Below are 20,314 nucleotides of genomic sequence, written 5' to 3'. Positions count from 1 at the left end.
CTTCTTTTGAGAAAGTTCTTGATAACGAATGTTTTTGTATAGTATGATGAACTTGTTTCAGAAAATGGTATTTAAACCTTATATTTACATCTAGCGGTTTGTATCATTTTGTTATGTGAACTACTTTTCATTATAGTATTTTTGTTTGTGTTTTTATTGTTTTATGGTTTTTCTAACTAGCTAGTTTCAAATTTAATATGATATGAAACTAGTAGCATATTCCTGAAGGAGGAAATTTATAAAATGGCAAAGACTAACTCTTACAAAAAAGTAATCGCAGGTACAATGACAGCAGCAATGGTAGCAGGTGTTGTATCTCCAGTAGCAGCAGCAGGTAAATCATTCCCAGACGTTCCAGCTGGTCATTGGGGATTAGATTCTATCAATTACTTAGTAGATAAAGGTGCAATCGAAGGTAAGCCAGATGGTACATACGCTCCAGCTGAAGAAATTGACCGTGCTTCTGCTGCGAAAATTATGGCAATTACATTAGGTTTAAAAGTTGAAGAGGGTGCACAACCATCTTTCAAAGATGCTAAAAATCATTGGGCTTCTAAATACATTGCAGCTGTTGAAAAAGCGGGTGTTGTTAGAGGTGATGGTAAAGAAAACTTCTCTCCAGATAAAAAGATTGACCGTGCTTCTTTCGCTTCTATGATAGTAGGTGCTTATAACTTAAAAGATAAAGTTAACGGCGAGTTAGTTACAAAATTTGAAGATTTATTAGATCATTGGGGTGAAGAAAAAGCAAACATCCTAATCAATCTTGGACTTTCTGAAGGAACAGGCGGAAACAAATGGGAGCCAAATAAATCTGTATCTCGTGCAGAAGCAGCTAAATTTATCGCAGTAGCAGATAAAAAATATGGCAAAAAAGATAATGCACAAGCATATGTAACTGATGTGAAAATTTCTGAACCAGCGAAATTAACATTAACAGGAACTGGTTTAGATAAGCTTGCTGCTGATGATGTAACTCTTGAAGGAGACAAAGCTGTTGCAATCGAAGCAAGTGCTGACGGTACTTCTGCAGTTGTAACACTTGGTGGTAAAGTAGCTCCAAATAAAGATCTTACTGTAAAAGTGAAAAATCAATCATTCGTAACGAAATTCGTATACGAAGTGAAAAAATTAGCAGTTGAAAAACTTACATTTGATGATGATCGTGCTGGTCAAGCAGTTGCCTTCAAATTAAACGAAGAAAAAGGTAACGCTGATGTTGAGTACTTAAACTTAGCAAACCATGACGTCAAATTTGTAGCAAATAACTTAGACGGTTCACCAGCAAACATCTTTGAGGGTGGAAACTCTACTTCTTCTACAGGTAAACTTGGTGTTGGTCTTTCACACGGTGACTATAAAGTAGAAGTACAAGTTACAAAACGTGGTGGTTTAACAGTTTCTAACACTGGTATTATTACAGTGAAAAACCTTGATACACCAGCTTCTGCAATTAAAAACACTGTATTTGCGGTAGATGCAGATAAAAACGGTGTAGTATACGGTAATAAACTTACTGGAAAAGACTTTAAGCTAAATAGCCAAAACTTAGTTGTTGGTGAAAAAGCACAAATTCATAACGTAGTTGCTACAATTGCTGGAGAAGATAAAGTTGTTGATCCAAACTCAATCAGCATTAAATCTTCAAACCACGGTATTATTTCTGTAGTAAACAACTATATTACGGCTGAAGCTGCTGGTGAAGCTACACTTACTATTAAAGTAGGCGACGTTACAAAAGATGTTAAATTTAAAGTAACGACTGATTCTCGTACATTAAAATCAGTAAAAGCTAACCCAGATAAATTACAAGTTGTTCAAAATAAAACATTACCTGTTACATTCGTAACAACTGACCAATATGGCGATCCATTTGGTGCTAACGTAGCTGCAATTAAAGAAGTTCTTCCAAAAACTGGTGTAGTTGCAGAAGGTGGATTAGAAGTAGTAACGACTGACTCTGGTTCAATTGGTACAAAAACTATTGGTGTTACAGGTAACGAAGTAGGAGAAGGTACAGTTCACTTCCAAAATGCTAACGGTGAAACTCTAGGTTCATTATATGTGAACGTAACAGAAGGTAACGTTGCATTCAAAAACTTCGAACTTGTATCTAAAGTAGGTCAATACGGCCAATCACCTGATACAAAACTTGGCCTAAATGTTTCTAACACAGTTGCATATCAATTATCTAAGTACACTTCAGATCGCGTATACTCTGATCCTGAAAACTTAGAAGGTTATGTAGTTGAATCTAAAAATCCAGCTGTAGCTGAAGCTAAAATTGTTGGAAATAAAGTTGTTGTTAAAGGTTTAAAACCAGGTAAAGTTGATATCCACTTAACGAAAAATGGTGCAACTGCTGGTAAAGCAACAGTTGAAATCGTTCAAGAGAAGATCGCTATTAAATCTGTAAACTTCAAACCAGTTCAAACAGAAAACTTCGTTGAGAAGAAAATTAATATCGGTACTGTATTAGAACTTGAGAAGAGTAACCAAGATGATATCGTAAAAGGTATTAACTTAACGAAAGATACACAACATAAAGTACGCGTTGTGAAATCTGGTGACGACCAAGGTAAACTTTACCTTGATACAAATGGCAATGCTCACTTCGATTTATTCGATCAAGAGCTTGGTCATGTAACAGTATCTCAAACAAGTGATTCTGCACTTCCAAACTTCAGTGCAGACATCTACAATACTTTAACTACTAAGTACACTGACAAAGGTACATTAGTATTCAAAGTATTAGGTGAGAAAGATGTTCTAACAAGCGAAATCGGTTCACAAGCTGTACACGTGAACGTGCTTAACAACCCAAATCTATAAGTTGATTATAGATAAAATGAAAAATCAGTGGGGATTCATCCCCGCTGATTTTTTTTCATAAATATCGAAAAGAAGCCTCTTGTAAAAATTACAAGAGGCTTCTTTTATTGCTTAAACTTAAACATATCCCCACTCAAATTTGAATCACTATACACGAACAATACCATGTTAATATTGTTGTCTTTCATGTATTGATATACATCTTTTTCGTGATAGTGACGCAGGTCGAGGATAGATGTGTGTTTGAAGCTTTGTGCTAAGTGTGGCACGATTGCGTTTGCGAATGAGTCTTTTAGGACTAAGGCGCGTACTTCATTTGGTGCATTGTTATTTTCGGTGACGATTTCTGGATAGTCGTCCGTGTAATATCCTGCGTATGATGTTGTATCTTTTTGTTTTTCTACGCCGTATATGTCATCTAAGTTTTGATGAACAGTACCTTTCACATCTTTTGCGGTAACGCTTGTGAAGTTGAAACCGCCTTTCGGTGTGTAGTAGCACAATTTTTCACCAGTTGCATCGATGAGTTGGTATAGTTGGTTGTTGAAGCTTCCGACTAAATGTTTATTTTGCGCACATGTACGAGTGTAGTCTTCTTTTTTTATTTCTTTTCCTTTATATATAGAAGATTGTTGCCCGATTGTGTTCATTATATATTGGTAGCCTAAGAAGGCACCGTCCATATTCCAATGATGATCTGTTTTGAAATACATGTCCTGTATTTCTTCGTTCGTATAGTTCTGTTTATAGTGTTCCATCAGTTTTATTGGCTTTACGTCAGCTGGAAGTTTTTTTAGAAAGTAATTTAAATTGTCCTGTGCATAAGTGTGAATATGAGAAGGTAATTTAAATGATAATGCATTCGTTTTTGACGGTGGTAAAGCAAAGTAAAACTCGACGTTTTGTTCTTTTAAAAACTGAGATAAGTCGTTTATAGCGGGCATGGATTGATCAATTTCATTATACTTTTTCGTCCACGCTGGATTTTTAAGGAGCCATTTATCATCAGTCAAAATAATGTCGTTAATGAGAGATTTGCCCATATTAATTTGGGCAATTGTATAGCTTTTAATAAATTCATCTCGTCCGATTAGTTGATCATTTGTGTATGTTTCAAAATCTTTAAAAAAGCTACCAGTTAGGAGAGCTTCTTTCGTCAGTGCTGGTTTTTGAGCGAGCGGCCGATTTTCAACTGGTGAAATGGCTCGGTCTGGTTTGAGTAACGATAGTATGCCAAATGAAAAGATAATGGTGAGAAAACCAATTAACAGGATGAGGTTCCCCAATTTTTTCATAATAACTTTTCCTTCCTACATAAGTTAAAACCTGAAATAAATAAATGGATTATATGTTGAGTTAATCAAGTACATAACCGAAATCATAAATAATGTTAGCAATAATATAGGACGTACAAATTGCATCGTGAACATATACGTTTTTGGCGCAAGTTCTAATATGTTTTTTATTCGTTTTAAAATTGGTGTCGCTGCGATAAAGGCAATGAGAAATACGATAATGTATTCATGTACGTATAACATTGTATTGTCATCGCTGAAAGATTGTCCTCCTATACCGAACATCGCTTTTAAGTATTGGAACGAGTAAGCGAAGTTGTCAGCTCGGAAGAAGACCCAGCCAATCATAACGATTATTAATACGTATGCATGTTGCAGCGGTTTCCATAGTTTGTTTAATATTTTTTCGAATCCAGCTTTTTCAATTGAAATAATAAAGCCGTAATATAAGCCCCAGGCGATAAATGTCCAGCTCGCCCCGTGCCATAAACCAGTTAATCCCCATACGATGAAGAGGTTACGATAATTCGCTAGTTTTGAAACGCGGTTTCCGCCGAGCGGGATATATATGTAATCGCGGAACCAAGAACCAAGTGTAATATGCCATCTTCTCCAAAACTCTGAAATAGATTTAGAGATGTACGGGTAGTTGAAGTTTTTTGGGAAATCAAATCCGAACATTTTTCCAATTCCGATTGCCATATCAGAGTACCCTGAGAAATCGAAATAAATTTGGAGGGTGTAGGCGATAATACCAATCCATGCCGTTCCAACACTTATTTCAGATGGTGGTAAGGCGAATATTTTATCGGCGACAAATCCTACTTGGTTGGCGATTAATATTTTTTTTGCTAATCCGAGAACGAAAATTTGAATACCTTCTGTGAATCGTTCAAAAGAATGGATGCGCGTTTTAATTTGCTCAGCGACGATATTGTAACGAACAATTGGTCCGGCAATAAGCTGAGGGAAAATAGATATATATAGCGCTAAGTTAAGTGGATTTTTTTGAACATCCCCATCTTTACGGTATATATCGATGACATAGGACATCGCTTGGAATGTATAAAATGAAATTCCGATTGGTAGTGGAATAGGTTCCACATGAATAGATAAATGTAAAGCGGTGTTTAACATGTCTGTGAAAAATGAAATGTATTTAAAATAAGACAGTAATAAAATATTTCCGACCACAGCCATAATTAAAAATGTGACTTTCATATTTTTTCGTTTATCATAATGATGCACGAGTAGGCCAAAGCAGTAGTTTAATACGATGGAAAAGAGCATTAAAAGAACGAAACGCGGTTCGCCCCATGCATAGAAAATTAAACTAAATGCAAGTAATACGAAATTACGTAGCTCGGCACGCACTATAAAATAGAGAAATAATACGAGAGGTAAAAAGATAAATAAGAAAATCGAACTACTAAATACCAAAGGACTCTCCTCACTTTTTTCGAAATACATTTCGTGCAAAAAAAACCGACATATCTATTATATATTCTTTTATATAATAGTGCCTTTAATATTTTATCATGTTAATAATTCGATTAAAATAATTATTCTATATAAGTAGTTTCTCATTTCATACATAAGAAAGGTGTGCCATTAAGTGTTTTTTTAAATGGAAAAGAAGGTATTTGAGCGATTTATGGGAATTATTAATTTTGAGATAAGAGAAGTGGCATAATTAGGGGGGGAGAAGAATGAGTAAATTCGGATTGTATGGTAAGTTTATTGTGGAAGAACGTAATCGGGAAGAATTAACGAATATTTTGCTAGAGGCTGCGGAATCGATGAACGCACTTCATAGTTGTGAGGTATATATTGTAAGTACTTCTGATGACGAGCCGAATGCTATATATGTTTTTGAAGTATGGAGTAATGAAGAAGCACATAAAGCATCTTTAACGTTAGCGTCTACACAAAATTTAATAAAGCGAGCAAAACCAATAATTACTGGAGCAGAAAGAATTAGCACTTTGAATGCTAGAGGCGGTAAAGGGTTGGAGTAGAAAAGAAGCAGCATCCAGATGGATGCTGCTTCTTTTCTATTCTATTTCTAAATCAACAATTAAGTAAGCGAGTATCACAACAAAGAAAATGCTAACGGCTGGTGCTGTTAATACGTGTCCAGACATAAAGCCGATACCGAGCGATAAGACGAGTGTGCTAGCTAGTAGCATATGTTTTACGCTAAATAGTTTCTTGAAGTTTGTGATCAAGCGAATGAATATTTTTATACCGAAATAAAGAAGCGGCAGTAAGTACATAAGGAAGCCAACAATTCCGAATGCGAAGAATAGGTCATGGAAATCCATTTCGACTAACTTCATTTTCGTTGTATAGTTACCAGCGTACCCCATTCCAAATAGTTTTTGAGATAGTGGTGCTTCTTTATAGTATTGTTTATATACTTTTAAAAACTTGTCGCGATCACTGTAAATTAAACTTTTCATTTCAGAGTCTGTTAGTTCGCCTTGCTTATGTTCTTCTTCTGTAACTACTTTTCCTTCTTTCCGGTCTTTTTCTTCTTGTACTGATTTTTTGTATTCATATATTTGTAAATGGATGGTCATGTTTTTTGCGATAGGAGTTTGCGGTGTAAGTACGAGTAACCCTCCTAATACGACAGCAGCAACAACTGTATTTACAAGATATGTGAATCCTTTTCCTTCTTTTTTACGATGTATCATATATTCAATGAATAAGAAGAAAAGGGCGATACCAAGTGTAATAACGATGGCACCATAGCCTACTTTCGTTCCGATCATAATGCTTGCATACATTGCAACTACAGTTGGAATCCAGTAATACGCTTTTGAGAAAGAAGTTGTTTTATGAACTGAGTATAAGACAACGATTGGGAACATAATTGCAAAAATGGAACTTAAATCATTTCCAGCAAAGAACCATCCTCTTGAACCGATCTTTGAGTTCGGATAGCTTGGGAAATCTGTACCAGTTGCCATAGCCGCGATAATTGAAATACTTAAAATTAACGTTGCATATAAGAAATACGTAATGATTTTATGAAATACATATTCGTTATTTTTTAATTCTTTTAGTGCGATAATATATCCAAACAGTAGTACAATTGGATATACACTTTTCAAAATAAATTTCACTTCTTCTCCAAATGAAACTGGAGATTTGACCATTAAATTATTCACAAGGCCAATTGCGAGTACAATGCCAAATAGACATAAATAAAGAATATACTTTTTCGCGCCTTGTTGTTTATGATGAAGAAGTAGATAACCTAATGCAAGAAGCATAAAGGCGAAACGGACTACGATTCCGACTGTTGCGCTCATGTGTAATACATAGATTGAAAAAGATGTTAATAAATCTAAAATTGGTTGAAACACAATGAATAGCAGTAGGAAATGCGGGAAGTAGTTATCCGTCTGTTTGAACTTAGTAACCATATGTTCCTCCATTTCTTCATTCCTTTATTTCAGAACCTCTATATAAATAGGAAGGAGAATGAATTTCTATATTTAATTTTTATATCAGACTTAAGAATACACCATTTCATTGTAATGGTAAATAGATGAAGAGAGGTGATAAACCGACTTTAATTTCTATATTTTTCAACGGAATTGTATGTTTTATACAAGGTCATATACAAATTACGAGATTATTAGACAGAAAATTGAGAAAAAAGAAGGGTTTTTCACCACCTTTCTATAATTATATAAGTATAATCTTTATGTAGAAAAGAGGGGTATATATAATGGAAGTAACAAGTAAAACAGAATCTGTCGTTGTGAAATATGAAGGGCACGTTGCAACGGTTATGGTCAATCGCCCAGAGGTGTTAAATGCATTAGATGAGCCAACATTAAAAGAGTTATTACAAAAATTGAAAGAAGTAGCGGAGAGTTCTGCACACATTGTTGTGTTATGCGGAAGTGGTCGTGGTTTTTCTGCGGGTGGAGATATTAAATCGATGCTTTCAAGTAATGATGAAAGCAAGTTTGATGGCATTATGAATACCATTTCTGAAGTTGTTGTGACTTTATATACGATGCCGAAGCTTGTTATTAGTGCTATTCATGGACCAACTGCTGGTCTTGGGTTAAGTATTGCGTTAACAGCTGACTATGTGATGGCAGATATATCATCCGTTATTGCGATGAACTTTATTGGAATCGCTTTAATTCCAGATGGTGGCGGCCATTTCTTCCTTCAAAAGCGTGTCGGTGAAAATATGACGAAGCAAATTATTTGGGAAGGAAAGAAATTATCAGCAACAGAAGCGCTTGATATCGGTTTAATTGATGAAGTAATTGGCGAGGATTTCCAAACGGCTGTGAAGCAAAAAATTAGTGAATGGTCACAAAAGCCGATTAAAGCGATGATTCAAACGAAGCAAATTTTATGTGAAGTAAATCGCTCCAATTTAGAACAAACGCTGCAACTTGAAAAGCGCGGCCAATATGCGATGAGACAAACAGCGGATCATAAAGAAGGCATTGCTGCATTTTTAGAAAAACGTTTGCCTGCATTTAAAGGGGAATAAAGTGAAATTTGAATTAATGGTAGTTTTACTGCCGGTTAATTTAAGGTAAAGGGGAGAAAGTGCTAACACATTTTAGTATAATTGTGTTAGCACTTTTTTTTAGGAGTAATATATGAAGAAAATTATTGGTGTTATCGGCATGATTGTCATAGCATATTATGCTTTGCATAGTACACCATCTATGGCTGTGCGAACTGCATTGTTTTTTGAAGGACATCCAAGCGTTGCGTTTTCTGGCGAAGTGACGAAAGAAATAGATGTGAAAAAAGAAGCAATTCCAGCTGAGTACGAAACTCTATATGGTAAGGAAGAAGAATTAGAGCACTATTTCTTTCCTCACGTAAGGGCACATGGGTCAGGAATTGATATGCTTAGTGCGTGCGTGAAGAAAAAATGGTTTTTCTATAAAGCAGAGCTCGGATGTTATTAAACATAGGAGGATGAATGATGTCAGCATATAACAAGTTAGTAAGAGATCGTGTTCCAGAGAAGATTTTGATGTCTGGAAAAACATATACAGCACAAAAATTAACAGGACAAGCATACATACAAGCTTTAGCGAAAATTGGAACGGAAGAAATTCGTGAATTTGCTTCTATGAAAGAGCGTGAACATGCGCTAGATTCTCTTGCGGATGCACTGGAAGTAATCATTTCATTAGCGCGTGCAGAAGGTGCAACAATTGAAGATATAGAACGTCTTCGTAAGAAAAAAGAAATAGAGCGCGGTGGATTTGAAAGAGGCATTTATTTGTTGGATGTTTCAGAAGAATAGTTTTGTAAGGGAAGCATAGCGTTAGTGAGTGACGCTATGCTTTTTTGTTGCAATTAAACTAATAATGAAGAAGATAGCTGTTAATACCCAGCCAATGGTAATAGAAGTAGTAGTGTGAACTGCATAAGAAACTTGTAAACAAAATAATGATGCTAAAAACCAAATGAGTGCAATGTGTATATATTTTTTTGATATATTCATATTTTATAACTCCTTTTGTATACTAAAAAGAATTTTACCGCAATTTAGAAAATTAAGCTATATGAGTAGAGGATTTATAGTAAATTCGGTATACTAAATAATAGAGAAAATGAGGAGGGAACGACAATGGCACATCATGCGAAAGAAACGATGGAACTTATTAAGGAGCTTGTCTCTATTCCAAGTCCATCTGGAAATACAGAGAAAATCATTCGTTTTATTGAAAACTATGTAAGTGAGTGGAATGTAGAAACGAAGCGTAACAATAAAGGCGCTCTTATTTTAACGGTAAAAGGAAAAAATGATGCACAGCACCGTTTATTAACGGCACACGTTGATACGTTAGGGGCGATGGTGAAAGAAATTAAGCCTGACGGTCGTCTAAGTCTTTCTATGATTGGTGGATTTCGCTGGAACTCTGTAGAAGGGGAATATTGCGAAATTGAAACATCAAGCGGTAAGACGTATACAGGAACGATTTTAATGCATCAAACATCTGTGCATGTATATAAAGATGCAGGTGAAGCGAAACGCGACGAGAAAAATATTGAAGTTCGTATTGATGAGCGTGTCTTTTCAGCTGATGAAGTACGTGAATTAGGAATTGAAGTAGGAGACTTCGTTTCATTCGATCCGCGCGTTCAAATTACAGAGAGTGGATACATAAAATCACGTCATTTAGATGACAAAGTAAGTGTTGCGATTCTATTAAAATTAATTAAAAGATTACAAGATGAAAACATAACATTACCATATACAACTCATTTCTTAATTTCTAATAATGAAGAGATTGGATACGGTGGTAACTCTAACATTCCAGAAGAAACGGTTGAATATTTAGCAGTTGATATGGGAGCGCTAGGTGATGGACAAGCATCTGACGAGTATACTGTATCTATTTGTGCAAAAGACTCTAGTGGTCCGTATCATTATGCACTGCGTAAACATTTAGTAGAGCTTGCGAAAACGAATCATATTGAATATAAAGTAGATATTTATCCGTACTATGGATCGGATGCATCAGCTGCGATTCGCGCTGGATTTGATGTGAAACATGCATTAATTGGGGCGGGTATTGATTCTTCTCATGCATTTGAGCGTACACATGAAAGTTCGATTGCTCATACAGAAGCACTTGTTTATGCATATGTATTATCAGATATGATTGCAGAGTAAGAAAAGAAATAGGCTACCTCTAGTAGCCTATTTTTTGTTTGTAGAGAAATCGACTTTATTTAACAAAAAGTAAATTAATTGTATTTTATTTTACAATATTAAGAAAGTAGGTTTACTACATAATTCGAGTATTATAGAATGATAGAGGCGCATTAATTTTTTTTGTTCGGATTTATCGAAATTTATATATTAAGATTACGCGTTATTAAAAGGTGATTGTTGAGAGGAGTATTATTTTTTATGAAGTATCGTGCAGTCGCGGCAGGTATTTTAGCCGCAAGTTTATTATCGTCTCCAGTAAGTAGTTTCGCAGCAGCGAAGAATTTTTCGGATGTTCCTACATGGGCGCAAGAATCAGTTGATTATTTAGTAGGAAAAAAAGCGCTTGATGGAAAGCCAGATGGAACGTTTTCTCCATCTGAAGCAGTAGATAGAGGATCAGCTGCAAAAATCATAGCAGTCGTTCTTGGTTTACCGATTGATCCAAAAGCAAAACCATCTTTTAAAGACGCACAGAGCCATTGGGCAGCACCGTACATTGCTGCAGTGGAAAAAGCAGGTGTAATTAATGGAGATGGTACTGGTAAATTTAATCCATTCAATAAAATGAACCGTGCATCTATGGCATCTATGTTAGTACAAGCGTACTCATTAGATAAGAAAATTATTGGAGAACTTCCAACACAGTTTAAAGATTTGGAACCTCATTGGGGTAAGAAACAAGCTAATATTTTAGTAGCCTTAGAGATTTCTAATGGTACGGGAAATGGCTGGAATCCTGAAGGAACTGTAACTCGTGCAGAAGCAGCTCAGTTCATTGCGAAGGCTGATGGAAATAAAACAAATACATCAAAAAGAATGTATATGAACAGAAACTTTATTACATATCATCAACCATCATTATCATCTGGTATTACTGACGTTCAGCATAAGCCACAAATGGTTGAAGTGAAAGAGCAAAGAGCAGACGGCTGGTTGAAAATTGTAACAAGTAAAGGTGAGAAGTGGACACCTCTACAAGAAAAAACAGAGACAATTAACCAAGACTTTACTGCATATGAAACAGCTTCACATAGTTCTAAAGTGCTAGGTACATATAATGCACAAACAGTAACGATTATGGAGGAGAGTGGCAGCTGGATTCGTATCCGCGTAGGCGCTGGTTTCCAGTGGGTTGATAAAAATCAATTAAACCCAGTAAAACAAGAGAACTTCTTAGAAGGTAAAGCAATTATTATTGATCCAGGTCACGGTGGAATTGACTCGGGTAATCCTGGTTATTATGAGAAAGAAAGTGAAACTGTATTAGACGTATCATTACGATTAAAGAAAATATTTGAGCAAAAGGCACCATTTACTGTTATGTTCACTCGTACAGATAATACACGTCCAGGAACAAGTGGTCCTGATTCATTAAAGAAACGTGTAGAATTTGCACAGGAACATAATGGAGATATTTTTGTAAGTATCCATGCCAATGGTTCTGAAAAGAAAAATGGACAAGGTACAGAAACGTTATATTATCAGTCAGCAAGAGCAAAAGTAACGAATCCGCATGTAGAAGACAGTAAGTTATTAGCACAAAAAATTCAAGACCGTCTTGTAGCAGTACTTGGAACAAAAGATCGTGGTATAAGACATCAGGACTTATACGTAACTAGAGAAAATACAATGCCGGCTGTATTAACAGAACTAGCATTTGTAGATAATAAAAGCGATGCAGATAAAATTGCTACACCAAAACAGAGACAAGATGCAGCAGAAGCGATTTATCAAGGGATTTTAGATTATTACGAAGCAAAGGGTAATAAAGTATCTTCTTTCCGTTAAGGAATCAAAAGAGATTGCCAATAGGCAGTCTCTTTTATTTATTAACGTTTCTCTTTATTTCCGGCATGTGATATCATTTAATTTTATATGAAAAAGTATTGTAGTAATTGCAATTATAACGATATAGAGGATGATAATAGATTGAATAATCATAGTAAAACACCTGCATGTATATATACGTATGCATTTCGTGAGGAGGAGCGTGCTTTATGTTACTTGGAGATGCGCTCGTTCTTTGGAATGGAGTCTCACGTTAATATTTTGAAAAGTGATGTCAAAATTGCCCCGAGTAGAAGTGCATTTATTAAAGAGCGCGTTGAGGTTATGTATGAAGGAGACGACTTAGAAAGTATTTTAAAACAAGTAGAACAAATTGATTTGGCGGGGGCGTCATTTAAAGTTATCTTCGTTAAAATCAATGATCTCGGCAAAGAAAATAAAATTGAATATGGGGAAAGACGTCTCATTGAACGCGACCTCGGTATGCATATTGAAGGAGAAGCGGATGTTCGTAATCCAGAGCGTGTATTCGGGATTGTTCCTCTTGGAGGACGCTGGTACTTCGGACACTATGTAGAAAGTGAGCCAGTTTGGTATCATCACATAAAAAAACCGCACAGTTATTCGACATCTCTTAGCACACGTGTTGCGAGATCAGTTGCAAATATCGCTGTACCAAATCCAGATGGAGTACGAGCAATTGACCCGTGCTGCGGTATTGGAACAGTAGTAGTAGAAGCACTTTCTATGGGAATTAACATCGTTGGTAGAGATATAAATCCACTTGTAGTTCTTGGAACGAGAAAAAACATCGCACATTTCGGATTTGAAGGGACAGTAACAATAGGGCCAATTGAGGAAATTACTGAGAACTACGACGTTGCCATTATCGATATGCCGTACGACTTATTTACGCATGCAACACCAGAAGATCAGTTCTCCATTCTTTCAAGTGCGCGCCGCATCGCTAAAAAGGTAGTCGTTGTCACGATGGAAACAATGGACGACATGATTCATGAAGCAGGATTTGAAATTACAGATCGCTGTATTACAAGAAAAGGATCATTTACTAGACAAATTCTTGTTTGTGAATAAGAAAGGAAGGTCACCCGTTTGGGTGACCTTTTTTGTTTGGTATTGATGTGTGATTGGTTGGTAGTGTAGATAGATGAATTAGGGGGATTTGTCGGTAAGTCGATATCCTATGTCGAATCGCCGATATATTCCGAGAATCGACGATATCGTTACATTATTATATTACTGTTCTTTTAATTTCTCTTGTTGTGCAAGTAATAAATTGCGTAAGACGTGTCCGCGGTAACTTTCTAATTTTCGTCCTTCATGATAGCGTACGCCTAATTTTTTTAGTTCGGCTACGTACCATCCTTTTGTTCCGTAGTACATTGGATCACTTCCTTTTTGCTTTTGAACAGTATATGTGGCGGGGTGAGAGAATTTTCTTTTTTATTCAGTATTAGGGCTACAAAATTGAAAAAACATGTAAGGGGAATATGATATTACTTCTATTTCTAGGTTATTAAAATAGGCTTTATAGTAAGAATTTCTAAAAATATTAAGGGGGAATATGCTTTGTTTCCAGGTACTTTATATGAAACACATGTTAAAACAAGAAATTTAGAAGTAGCAAAAGAATTTTATACGAAACTTGGATTATTTCATGCTCGCACAATTGAAGAACGCCGTGTAGCATTCTTTTGGTTTGATAAAGATAATAAGAAGGAACAAATGTTGGGTATTTGGGAGGTATCAGAAGAGGAATTCCATAAAAGTCACTTTGCATTCAAGGTTAACTATGAAGAAATCATTCATGCAAGAGAATGGCTTCTTAATAAAGGAATAAACCCAAGGGCGGCTTTCGGTCTTGAACCCTCTGAGCCTATGGTTCAGACGTGGACACCTACTGCGAATCTTTATTTTTATGATCCTGACGGTAATTCTTTAGAATTTCTATGTTTACTTCCTGAAAAGAAAAACGTAAAACAAGATGTCATGCATTTAAGTGAGTGGGAAAAATTGCCGAGTGAAATATAAATTTGATTTTGGCCCAAATCCCGCGAAATAATTAAGAAAGGAACCATAATGTTGCTCAAGTAGTGACGTTATGGCTTTTTTGTTTTGCGCAGGCTAATAATCGCGCACTGTCTACTGTATAAAAAAATAGACAGTAGTGTATGCTTTTTTACACAACGTATACAAATTTATACCCTATGCGTTGGCATGATATTTGCAATGAAAATAGTATCAACATATAGGGGAGAGGTAGAAATGAAGGTTAGTAAAGTGTACACGACAATTGATGCTCACGTAGCTGGGGAACCACTTCGAATTATTACAGGCGGCGTGCCAGAAATAAAAGGAGAAACGCAGCTAGAAAGACGCGCATATTGTATGGAACATTTGGATCATCTTCGCGAAGTTCTTATGTATGAACCGAGAGGACATCACGGTATGTACGGTTGTATCATTACTCCGCCTGCGAGTGCTCATGCTGATTTTGGCGTATTATTTATGCACAATGAAGGCTGGAGTACGATGTGTGGGCACGGTATTATTGCTGTTATTACAGTCGGAATTGAAACAGGTATGTTTGAAGTGACAGGTGAGAAACAAAAGTTCATTATTGATAGCCCTGCCGGGGAAGTGATTGCGTATGCAACATATAACGGGAGCGAAGTAGAGTCTGTATCATTTGAAAACGTTCCTTCATTTGTATATAAGAAAGATGTTCCTATTAAAATAGATAACTATGAATTTCAAGTAGATATCGCGTTTGGCGGAGCTTTTTATGCGGTAGTAGATAGTAAAGAATTTGGTTTGAAAGTCGATTTCAAAGACTTAGCTGCTATTCAAACGTGGGGCGGTAAAATTAAGCACTACATCGAGAGCAAAATGGAAGTAAAGCATCCACTTGAAGAAGGCTTAAAAGGAATATACGGCGTTATTTTCTCAGATGAACCGAAAGGAGAAGACGCTACGTTACGAAATGTAACGATCTTTGCTGACGGGCAAGTTGATCGTTCTCCTTGTGGCACAGGAACTTCCGCAAGAATCGCAATGCTTTTTGAAAGAGATGCCTTACAAAAGGGAGAAATTTTCGTCCACGAATGCATTACTGACGGGAAATTCGAGGGGAAAGTATTGTCGGTAATAGCGGTAGATACATATGTAGCTGTCGTTCCGAAAGTAACGGGGCATGCATTTATTACAGGATTTCATCAGTTCGTTGTAGACCCGAGAGATGATTTGAGGCGGGGATTTTTGTTAGGATAAGAGGAGGAGGTGGAAAGATATGCTAGTCATAAGCGCGAACGAACAAAGAAACTTAGTAAATATGAATGAAGTCATTGAATACGCGGCGCTTGCTTTACAAGAATTTTCCGCAGAAAGAACGATCACACCAATTCGCGGCTCATTACCATTTGCGAACGAGCAAAATACGGCATTAATTATGCCTTCAGTAGCGGAAGGGCTTGAGGCAATTGGCTTAAAAGTCGTAACAGTAGTCCCCGAGAACAAAAAGATAGGAAAGAAAACGATAAACGGGATTGTGATGCTATCAGACTTTCAAACGGGAGAACCGCTCGCACTTTTAGAGGGATCCTACTTAACGATGATTCGAACAGGGGCTCTATCAGGAGTAGCGACAAAACATTTAGCTCGTCATAATGCAAAAACTTTATGCATAATCGGGACCGGTGAACAGGCGAAAGGGATTGCCGAAGCTGTATTCGCAGTTAGAGATATCGAGAAAGTCATTTTATACAATCGAACAGAAGAAAAAGCACACGCATTTGCTCAATATATACAAGAGAAATTCAATAAACCTGCATATGTTCACACAAATGCAAATGAAGCAATAAGCGAAGCAGACATCATCGTTACAACTACGAACGCATCCACACCAGTCTTCTCAGAAAAACTACAAAAAGGTGTCCACATAAACGCCGTCGGCTCATTCAAACCGAACATGCAAGAACTACCATCTCGCGCCATCGCGGGCGCAAATAAAGTAGTAGTCGAATCAAAAGAAGCAGCACTAGAAGAAACAGGTGACCTCCAAGTTCCGATACAAGAAGGTTTATTTGAAGCAAGCGACATCCACGCCGAACTCGGACAAATCATAAGCGGAGAAAAAGCCGGCCGCGAAAACGATGAAGAGATTACTATTTTTAAATCAGTTGGTTTGGCGGTGGTAGACATTATTGTTGCGAAGTATTTGTATGAGAAAGCGGTGGAGCGTGGGGTGGGGAATAGGATTGATTTTTGAGAGGCTGCCTTTTGGTGGTCTTTTTTTGCGTAAAATCTTGTAAAGCAAGAAAGAGTAGAGTATTTCATGATTAGAATTGATAATATTCAATAGAAAGATGAAATGTTTAAAAATTCACAATAAAGTATTATAATATATTTAGTAAAATTAACCAATGTATATTTTACTCATTATGTATTAAAGGGGAAATGAAAAAAGCTTGGTCAACGGTAGCGGGGTGATTTAATTAACATGAAAAGGAATACAGATTTTAATAAAAAAGCTTTTGAATATTATATGGCTTTTTATGCTGTAAATGATATAAGATCGACTATAATTACTCTTGTTATTGGGATAGCAGATATATTTGTGCTTTTGCCTGCTTTTGCGAATCCTTTTCAACCACTATATATGTATATTATAGTTCCACCAGTTGTTTTTTTAAATGTATGGACAATATGGATTGTTATAAATCCTCGGAAACGGCAATTACAATACACTCTATTTCGTGGAGTATTTGGCATCGTATGTTCAGTAGGATTATTAGTTATAACCCAAAAGTTTGCATATGGAATGTTAGGATTACAAACTCCAATCTATTTTGTTTTTTCAGTTGGTTTGTATATTTTTGCTTTGAATCATTATTATAAAAATCATATTAAAAAACTTCAGGAACCAATCAAAAAATCAAAGTCATCGAAAAAAACTCTGGTTTCGGAGTAGTGGCTTTTGTAGGATTGGGTCAACTCATTGCTAATATCAGTCTTGGTTTTGCAACACAAAAGTTGGTAGCAATTGTATTAATGTGTGTATATTCAATGCTTTCGTTTATGTTGTTTCATTTCATTATGGAACTCCATAGGTATTATTATTTAAGGAAGCATATAGAAGGTGGAGGTAGAACACATGAAACCTTTTAAAGAGGTTTATTGAATTCTAAGTATTGTGATTTATGGAAGGAAACAAAAACTTATGGTTAAAGAACCTGTGATGTATGACTATATTGGCTGTTTTTATCCAGAAGGAGGAAAGCTGATATGCAAGCATTTAAAGTTGGGAAATTAGTCACATTCGTTGCAATTATAATACTTCTTGTAGTTGCTATTTTATCTCCTTACAACTTATTTAAAAAGATTTATTTTATTATGGGTGTTCTTATTATTGGCGCAATTTCACTTGGTGCAAATAAATTATTTGAACTGGTGCACAGTAAATTTAATAAGAAATGATATTACTTATGTGATAGGGGAATTCAAAATATGAATAAATCAATAAGGATTTAAAGGGGAATTTCCACAATATAATTTTACAGGATTACATAGAAGAAATTAATCAACCTCTTATGATTTATGGAAGAAAGCAACAACAAGCTGATAATAAATTATGGGATTATGTTTCTTGTCCATATCCTCATGGTAATTTATCAAAAGAATATAATGTGTTTTTTAATCATAATCAAATAATTCATTTATTATTTAAGGGTTTCGAAACAGAGGATGAATTAGAATTAAGAAGTAAATTATCTGAGTTTTAGTGGAAATGGAGAAAATATAATATGGTTTTTGGAATTTCATATTCTGATATTTTTCGTATCATAATCATTGTTTTGGTTTTTTTCATTTTTTGGAGATTGAATACTTGGTATAATAAAAAATATAATGTTCCTAAGGTTTTTCAATGGTTTCCTAGAAGATGGGGAAAAAGAAAAGTTTCAGAGCATTTGTCTCAACTAGATAAAAAGTTAGAAGCTGAAGGTAAAGGTATCTGGGTTACAATCTATGCTATAGATTTGTACATTGTAACTATTCCTTGTACAGTAAAAAAATATAAATCTTAATACATATATGTTTATAAAAAAGACCTTTTATTTTAAAATAAAAGGTCTTTTTTATGATGATTGAAATAGTAATTTTAAGTAAATTAAATTTGAAATGTATCAAGAATATTATCTTTATCTTCTTTATTAATTTTAATATATTTCAGGGTGATGTGTGGTGTGCTATGGTTAAGAATTTCTTGTAACATAGCAACATCTTTTGTTTGTTTATAGAACCAATAGCCGAAGGTTTTTCGCATGGTGTGAGTACCAATGGATTCTACACTGGCAAAACCTCCGGCTTTTTGCAATTGTCGATAAGCCTGGATTTTACTAATGGGTTGATCTCCCTTTCGGGATGGGAATAACCATGTATTTTTTAGGGGGGGGCATACGAATAGACTTCATCAAAAATAGAAGTAAGATTAATCATGCGTTCTTTCTTTGTTTTTCCTTCTTTGATTTTGAATTCTTTTCTTTTTTTTCGTTTTACTTTTATTATATAAATTAAGGATATCAGGGTTTTTGGTTCGAAGTTAATGATTTAGGGGAAATGAATGTAAACTAATAATAAAAAGTTTGCTTTCAAATTAGAAAAGGTTAGTCCTCACTCCACTCCAGCTAAAAACCTTACACCCAAAAACAAAGGGGAACTCAATTGTTCAAACTCATATAAAGTTTCAATTTTGTCTAAGCATCCATTAGGATATACAATTGATCATCTATTTTTCTTTACATAATCTCCAGATACAGTCCATATCAACTATAGATTCTTGTCTTATGCTAAATGTAATCAAAAAGCAAGTAGATAAAGATAATGACTAAAACATTAACTCTAGATACTTTTTTGATGAATATTACAAATAAACAGGAGGTAATGAAAAATGATTAAAACATTATTAGCAGGAGCACTTTTAAGTACAGGATTGGTAGCGGGAGGTGCAGTAGGTGCAGATGATGCGAAAATGGACAATTTAAAGTCAAATGAAAATAGTCCAAATCAAGTAATTACACAAAGTGCAGATGGAACAACGTCTTTCTCACAAAACTTTGATTTACCTAAAGATGCAGTGCCAGCAACTCCTAAAGGAGACGCAAAAACTGTTGAAAGAACAGAAGGTACAGGTTCTCGAGAAGGAAAAATGGTACCAACAAAAGAAGGCACAGATTCTCAGCCTGGATTTGAAATGGGAGCCCCTGAAAAACCAGAACATGCAAAAACTGTTGAAAGAACAGAAGGTACAGGTTCTCAAGAAGGAAAAATGGTACCAGCAAAAGAAGGTACAGATTCTCAATCTGGATTTGAGATGGGAGCCCCTGAAAAACCAGAACATGCAAAAACTGTTGAAAGAACAGAGGGTACAGACTCTCAAGAAGGAAAAATGGTACCAACAAAAGAGGGAAATTAAATAATATATAGTTATAGCGAAGAGCATCCAAAAGGGGTGCTCTTTTTATATTGTAGGGATTAACTCGTTTTACTCAATATAGAACTGTAGGAGGAATTGAGGCTAGAATATAGGTTACTGTCTCTTCAAATCATGGTGTTGGAAGCACTAGTTTTGGTGGTAACGTTACAACATAAACATTTT

Annotated in this window: 19 protein-coding genes and 4 pseudogenes; 17 read left to right on the top strand and 6 right to left on the bottom strand. The window is 35.5% G+C overall.

Going from position 1 to position 20,314, the window contains the following annotated elements:
- Positions 1 to 243 precede the first annotated feature (243 nt).
- Entirely contained in the window at positions 244 to 2,832 is a 2,589-nt protein-coding gene (locus tag ILT06_RS12135) for an S-layer homology domain-containing protein (protein ID WP_222655129.1), read from the top strand.
- A 104-nt stretch (positions 2,833 to 2,936) separates the two neighbouring features.
- Here the strand turns inward: ILT06_RS12135 and patB1 are convergent, their stop codons facing one another.
- Together patB1 and ILT06_RS12125 are read right to left on the bottom strand one after the other, a co-directional pair.
- The gene (gene patB1 / locus ILT06_RS12130; protein ID WP_088047938.1) at positions 2,937 to 4,127 is read right to left on the bottom strand and encodes a secondary cell wall polysaccharide O-acetyltransferase PatB1; all 1,191 of its coding nucleotides are present in this window, start codon (positions 4,125 to 4,127) and stop codon (positions 2,937 to 2,939) included.
- A gap of 24 nt (positions 4,128 to 4,151) precedes the next feature.
- On the bottom strand, positions 4,152 to 5,567 hold the full coding sequence (locus ILT06_RS12125; RefSeq protein WP_088047937.1) for an MBOAT family O-acyltransferase: 1,416 nt from the start codon (positions 5,565 to 5,567) through the stop codon (positions 4,152 to 4,154).
- 269 nt (positions 5,568 to 5,836) lie between these two features.
- On the opposite strand from ILT06_RS12125, the gene ILT06_RS12120 reads away from it, so the two are divergent.
- Positions 5,837 to 6,145, top strand: a complete 309-nt coding sequence (locus ILT06_RS12120; protein ID WP_088047936.1) for a putative quinol monooxygenase — start codon at positions 5,837 to 5,839, stop codon at positions 6,143 to 6,145.
- A gap of 36 nt (positions 6,146 to 6,181) precedes the next feature.
- On the opposite strand, the gene ILT06_RS12115 is transcribed toward ILT06_RS12120, so the two are convergent.
- Positions 6,182 to 7,561 (bottom strand): O-antigen ligase family protein, encoded by a 1,380-nt coding sequence (locus ILT06_RS12115; protein ID WP_088047935.1) that lies wholly within the window; start codon positions 7,559 to 7,561, stop codon positions 6,182 to 6,184.
- Between the two features lie 308 nt (positions 7,562 to 7,869).
- Between ILT06_RS12115 and ILT06_RS12110 the strand changes: the two genes are divergently transcribed.
- The 3 genes from ILT06_RS12110 to ILT06_RS12100 all read left to right on the top strand — a co-directional run bounded on the left by ILT06_RS12110 (position 7,870) and on the right by ILT06_RS12100 (position 9,432).
- On the top strand, positions 7,870 to 8,658 hold the full coding sequence (locus ILT06_RS12110; protein WP_088047934.1) for an enoyl-CoA hydratase: 789 nt from the start codon (positions 7,870 to 7,872) through the stop codon (positions 8,656 to 8,658).
- A 112-nt stretch (positions 8,659 to 8,770) separates the two neighbouring features.
- Positions 8,771 to 9,088, top strand: coding sequence for a hypothetical protein (locus tag ILT06_RS12105; protein WP_088047933.1), 318 nt, complete (start codon positions 8,771 to 8,773; stop codon positions 9,086 to 9,088).
- A gap of 17 nt (positions 9,089 to 9,105) precedes the next feature.
- Positions 9,106 to 9,432 (top strand): nucleoside triphosphate pyrophosphohydrolase, encoded by a 327-nt coding sequence (locus tag ILT06_RS12100; RefSeq protein ID WP_064473732.1) that lies wholly within the window; start codon positions 9,106 to 9,108, stop codon positions 9,430 to 9,432.
- A gap of 21 nt (positions 9,433 to 9,453) precedes the next feature.
- Here ILT06_RS12100 and ILT06_RS12095 read toward each other — a convergent pair whose 3' ends face one another.
- Positions 9,454 to 9,633: a hypothetical protein gene (locus ILT06_RS12095; protein WP_063263308.1), complete on the bottom strand. Its 180-nt coding sequence runs from the start codon at positions 9,631 to 9,633 to the stop codon at positions 9,454 to 9,456.
- Between the two features lie 126 nt (positions 9,634 to 9,759).
- On the opposite strand from ILT06_RS12095, the gene ILT06_RS12090 reads away from it, so the two are divergent.
- From ILT06_RS12090 to ILT06_RS12080, 3 genes are all read left to right on the top strand, one after another.
- Positions 9,760 to 10,809 (top strand): M42 family metallopeptidase, encoded by a 1,050-nt coding sequence (locus tag ILT06_RS12090; RefSeq protein ID WP_088047932.1) that lies wholly within the window; start codon positions 9,760 to 9,762, stop codon positions 10,807 to 10,809.
- Positions 10,810 to 11,049: 240 nt separating this feature from the next.
- Positions 11,050 to 12,639 carry an N-acetylmuramoyl-L-alanine amidase gene (locus ILT06_RS12085; RefSeq protein ID WP_222655128.1) on the top strand — a complete coding sequence of 530 codons (1,590 nt, stop codon included), beginning with the start codon at positions 11,050 to 11,052 and terminating at the stop codon, positions 12,637 to 12,639.
- A 141-nt stretch (positions 12,640 to 12,780) separates the two neighbouring features.
- Positions 12,781 to 13,734 carry a TRM11 family SAM-dependent methyltransferase gene (locus ILT06_RS12080; protein WP_088047930.1) on the top strand — a complete coding sequence of 318 codons (954 nt, stop codon included), beginning with the start codon at positions 12,781 to 12,783 and terminating at the stop codon, positions 13,732 to 13,734.
- A 162-nt stretch (positions 13,735 to 13,896) separates the two neighbouring features.
- Here ILT06_RS12080 and ILT06_RS12075 read toward each other — a convergent pair.
- Positions 13,897 to 14,082, bottom strand: a pseudogene (locus ILT06_RS12075) (YflJ family protein); the annotation flags it as partial.
- 147 nt (positions 14,083 to 14,229) lie between these two features.
- On the opposite strand from ILT06_RS12075, the gene ILT06_RS12070 reads away from it, so the two are divergent.
- The 8 genes and pseudogenes from ILT06_RS12070 (at position 14,230) to ILT06_RS12035 (ending at position 18,743) form a co-directional block, all read left to right on the top strand.
- The gene (locus ILT06_RS12070; RefSeq protein WP_088047929.1) at positions 14,230 to 14,691 is read left to right on the top strand and encodes a VOC family protein; all 462 of its coding nucleotides are present in this window, start codon (positions 14,230 to 14,232) and stop codon (positions 14,689 to 14,691) included.
- 186 nt (positions 14,692 to 14,877) lie between these two features.
- Entirely contained in the window at positions 14,878 to 15,930 is a 1,053-nt protein-coding gene (locus ILT06_RS12065; protein WP_142289392.1) for a proline racemase family protein, read from the top strand.
- A 19-nt stretch (positions 15,931 to 15,949) separates the two neighbouring features.
- Positions 15,950 to 16,927, top strand: a complete 978-nt coding sequence (locus ILT06_RS12060) for an ornithine cyclodeaminase family protein (RefSeq protein WP_098111177.1) — start codon at positions 15,950 to 15,952, stop codon at positions 16,925 to 16,927.
- A 231-nt stretch (positions 16,928 to 17,158) separates the two neighbouring features.
- Positions 17,159 to 17,826, top strand: a pseudogene (locus tag ILT06_RS12055) (hypothetical protein).
- 13 nt (positions 17,827 to 17,839) lie between these two features.
- Positions 17,840 to 17,932: pseudogene (locus ILT06_RS12050) on the top strand (DUF4176 domain-containing protein); the annotation flags it as partial.
- Positions 17,933 to 17,943: 11 nt separating this feature from the next.
- Positions 17,944 to 18,135 carry a hypothetical protein gene (locus ILT06_RS12045; protein WP_071759192.1) on the top strand — a complete coding sequence of 64 codons (192 nt, stop codon included), beginning with the start codon at positions 17,944 to 17,946 and terminating at the stop codon, positions 18,133 to 18,135.
- A 113-nt stretch (positions 18,136 to 18,248) separates the two neighbouring features.
- Positions 18,249 to 18,440 (top strand): DUF4176 domain-containing protein, encoded by a 192-nt coding sequence (locus ILT06_RS12040; protein WP_000639128.1) that lies wholly within the window; start codon positions 18,249 to 18,251, stop codon positions 18,438 to 18,440.
- Positions 18,441 to 18,461: 21 nt separating this feature from the next.
- A complete protein-coding gene (locus ILT06_RS12035; protein WP_088047924.1) occupies positions 18,462 to 18,743 on the top strand; it encodes a hypothetical protein in 282 nt (93 codons plus the stop codon).
- Positions 18,744 to 18,826: 83 nt separating this feature from the next.
- On the opposite strand, the pseudogene ILT06_RS12030 reads toward ILT06_RS12035, so the two are convergent.
- A pseudogene (locus tag ILT06_RS12030) lies at positions 18,827 to 19,224 on the bottom strand (tyrosine-type recombinase/integrase); the annotation flags it as partial.
- A 382-nt stretch (positions 19,225 to 19,606) separates the two neighbouring features.
- Here ILT06_RS12030 and ILT06_RS12025 point away from each other — a divergent pair.
- Entirely contained in the window at positions 19,607 to 20,131 is a 525-nt protein-coding gene (locus ILT06_RS12025) for a hypothetical protein (protein WP_088047923.1), read from the top strand.
- Positions 20,132 to 20,314: the final 183 nt, after the last annotated feature.

It is taken from the genome of Bacillus sp. 17RED48, from assembly GCF_019837545.1.
Lineage (GTDB): Bacteria > Bacillota > Bacilli > Bacillales > Bacillaceae_G > Bacillus_A > Bacillus_A wiedmannii.
Note: the sequence above shows the minus strand (reverse complement) of the source record. Positions and strands in the feature narration are given on the sequence as shown.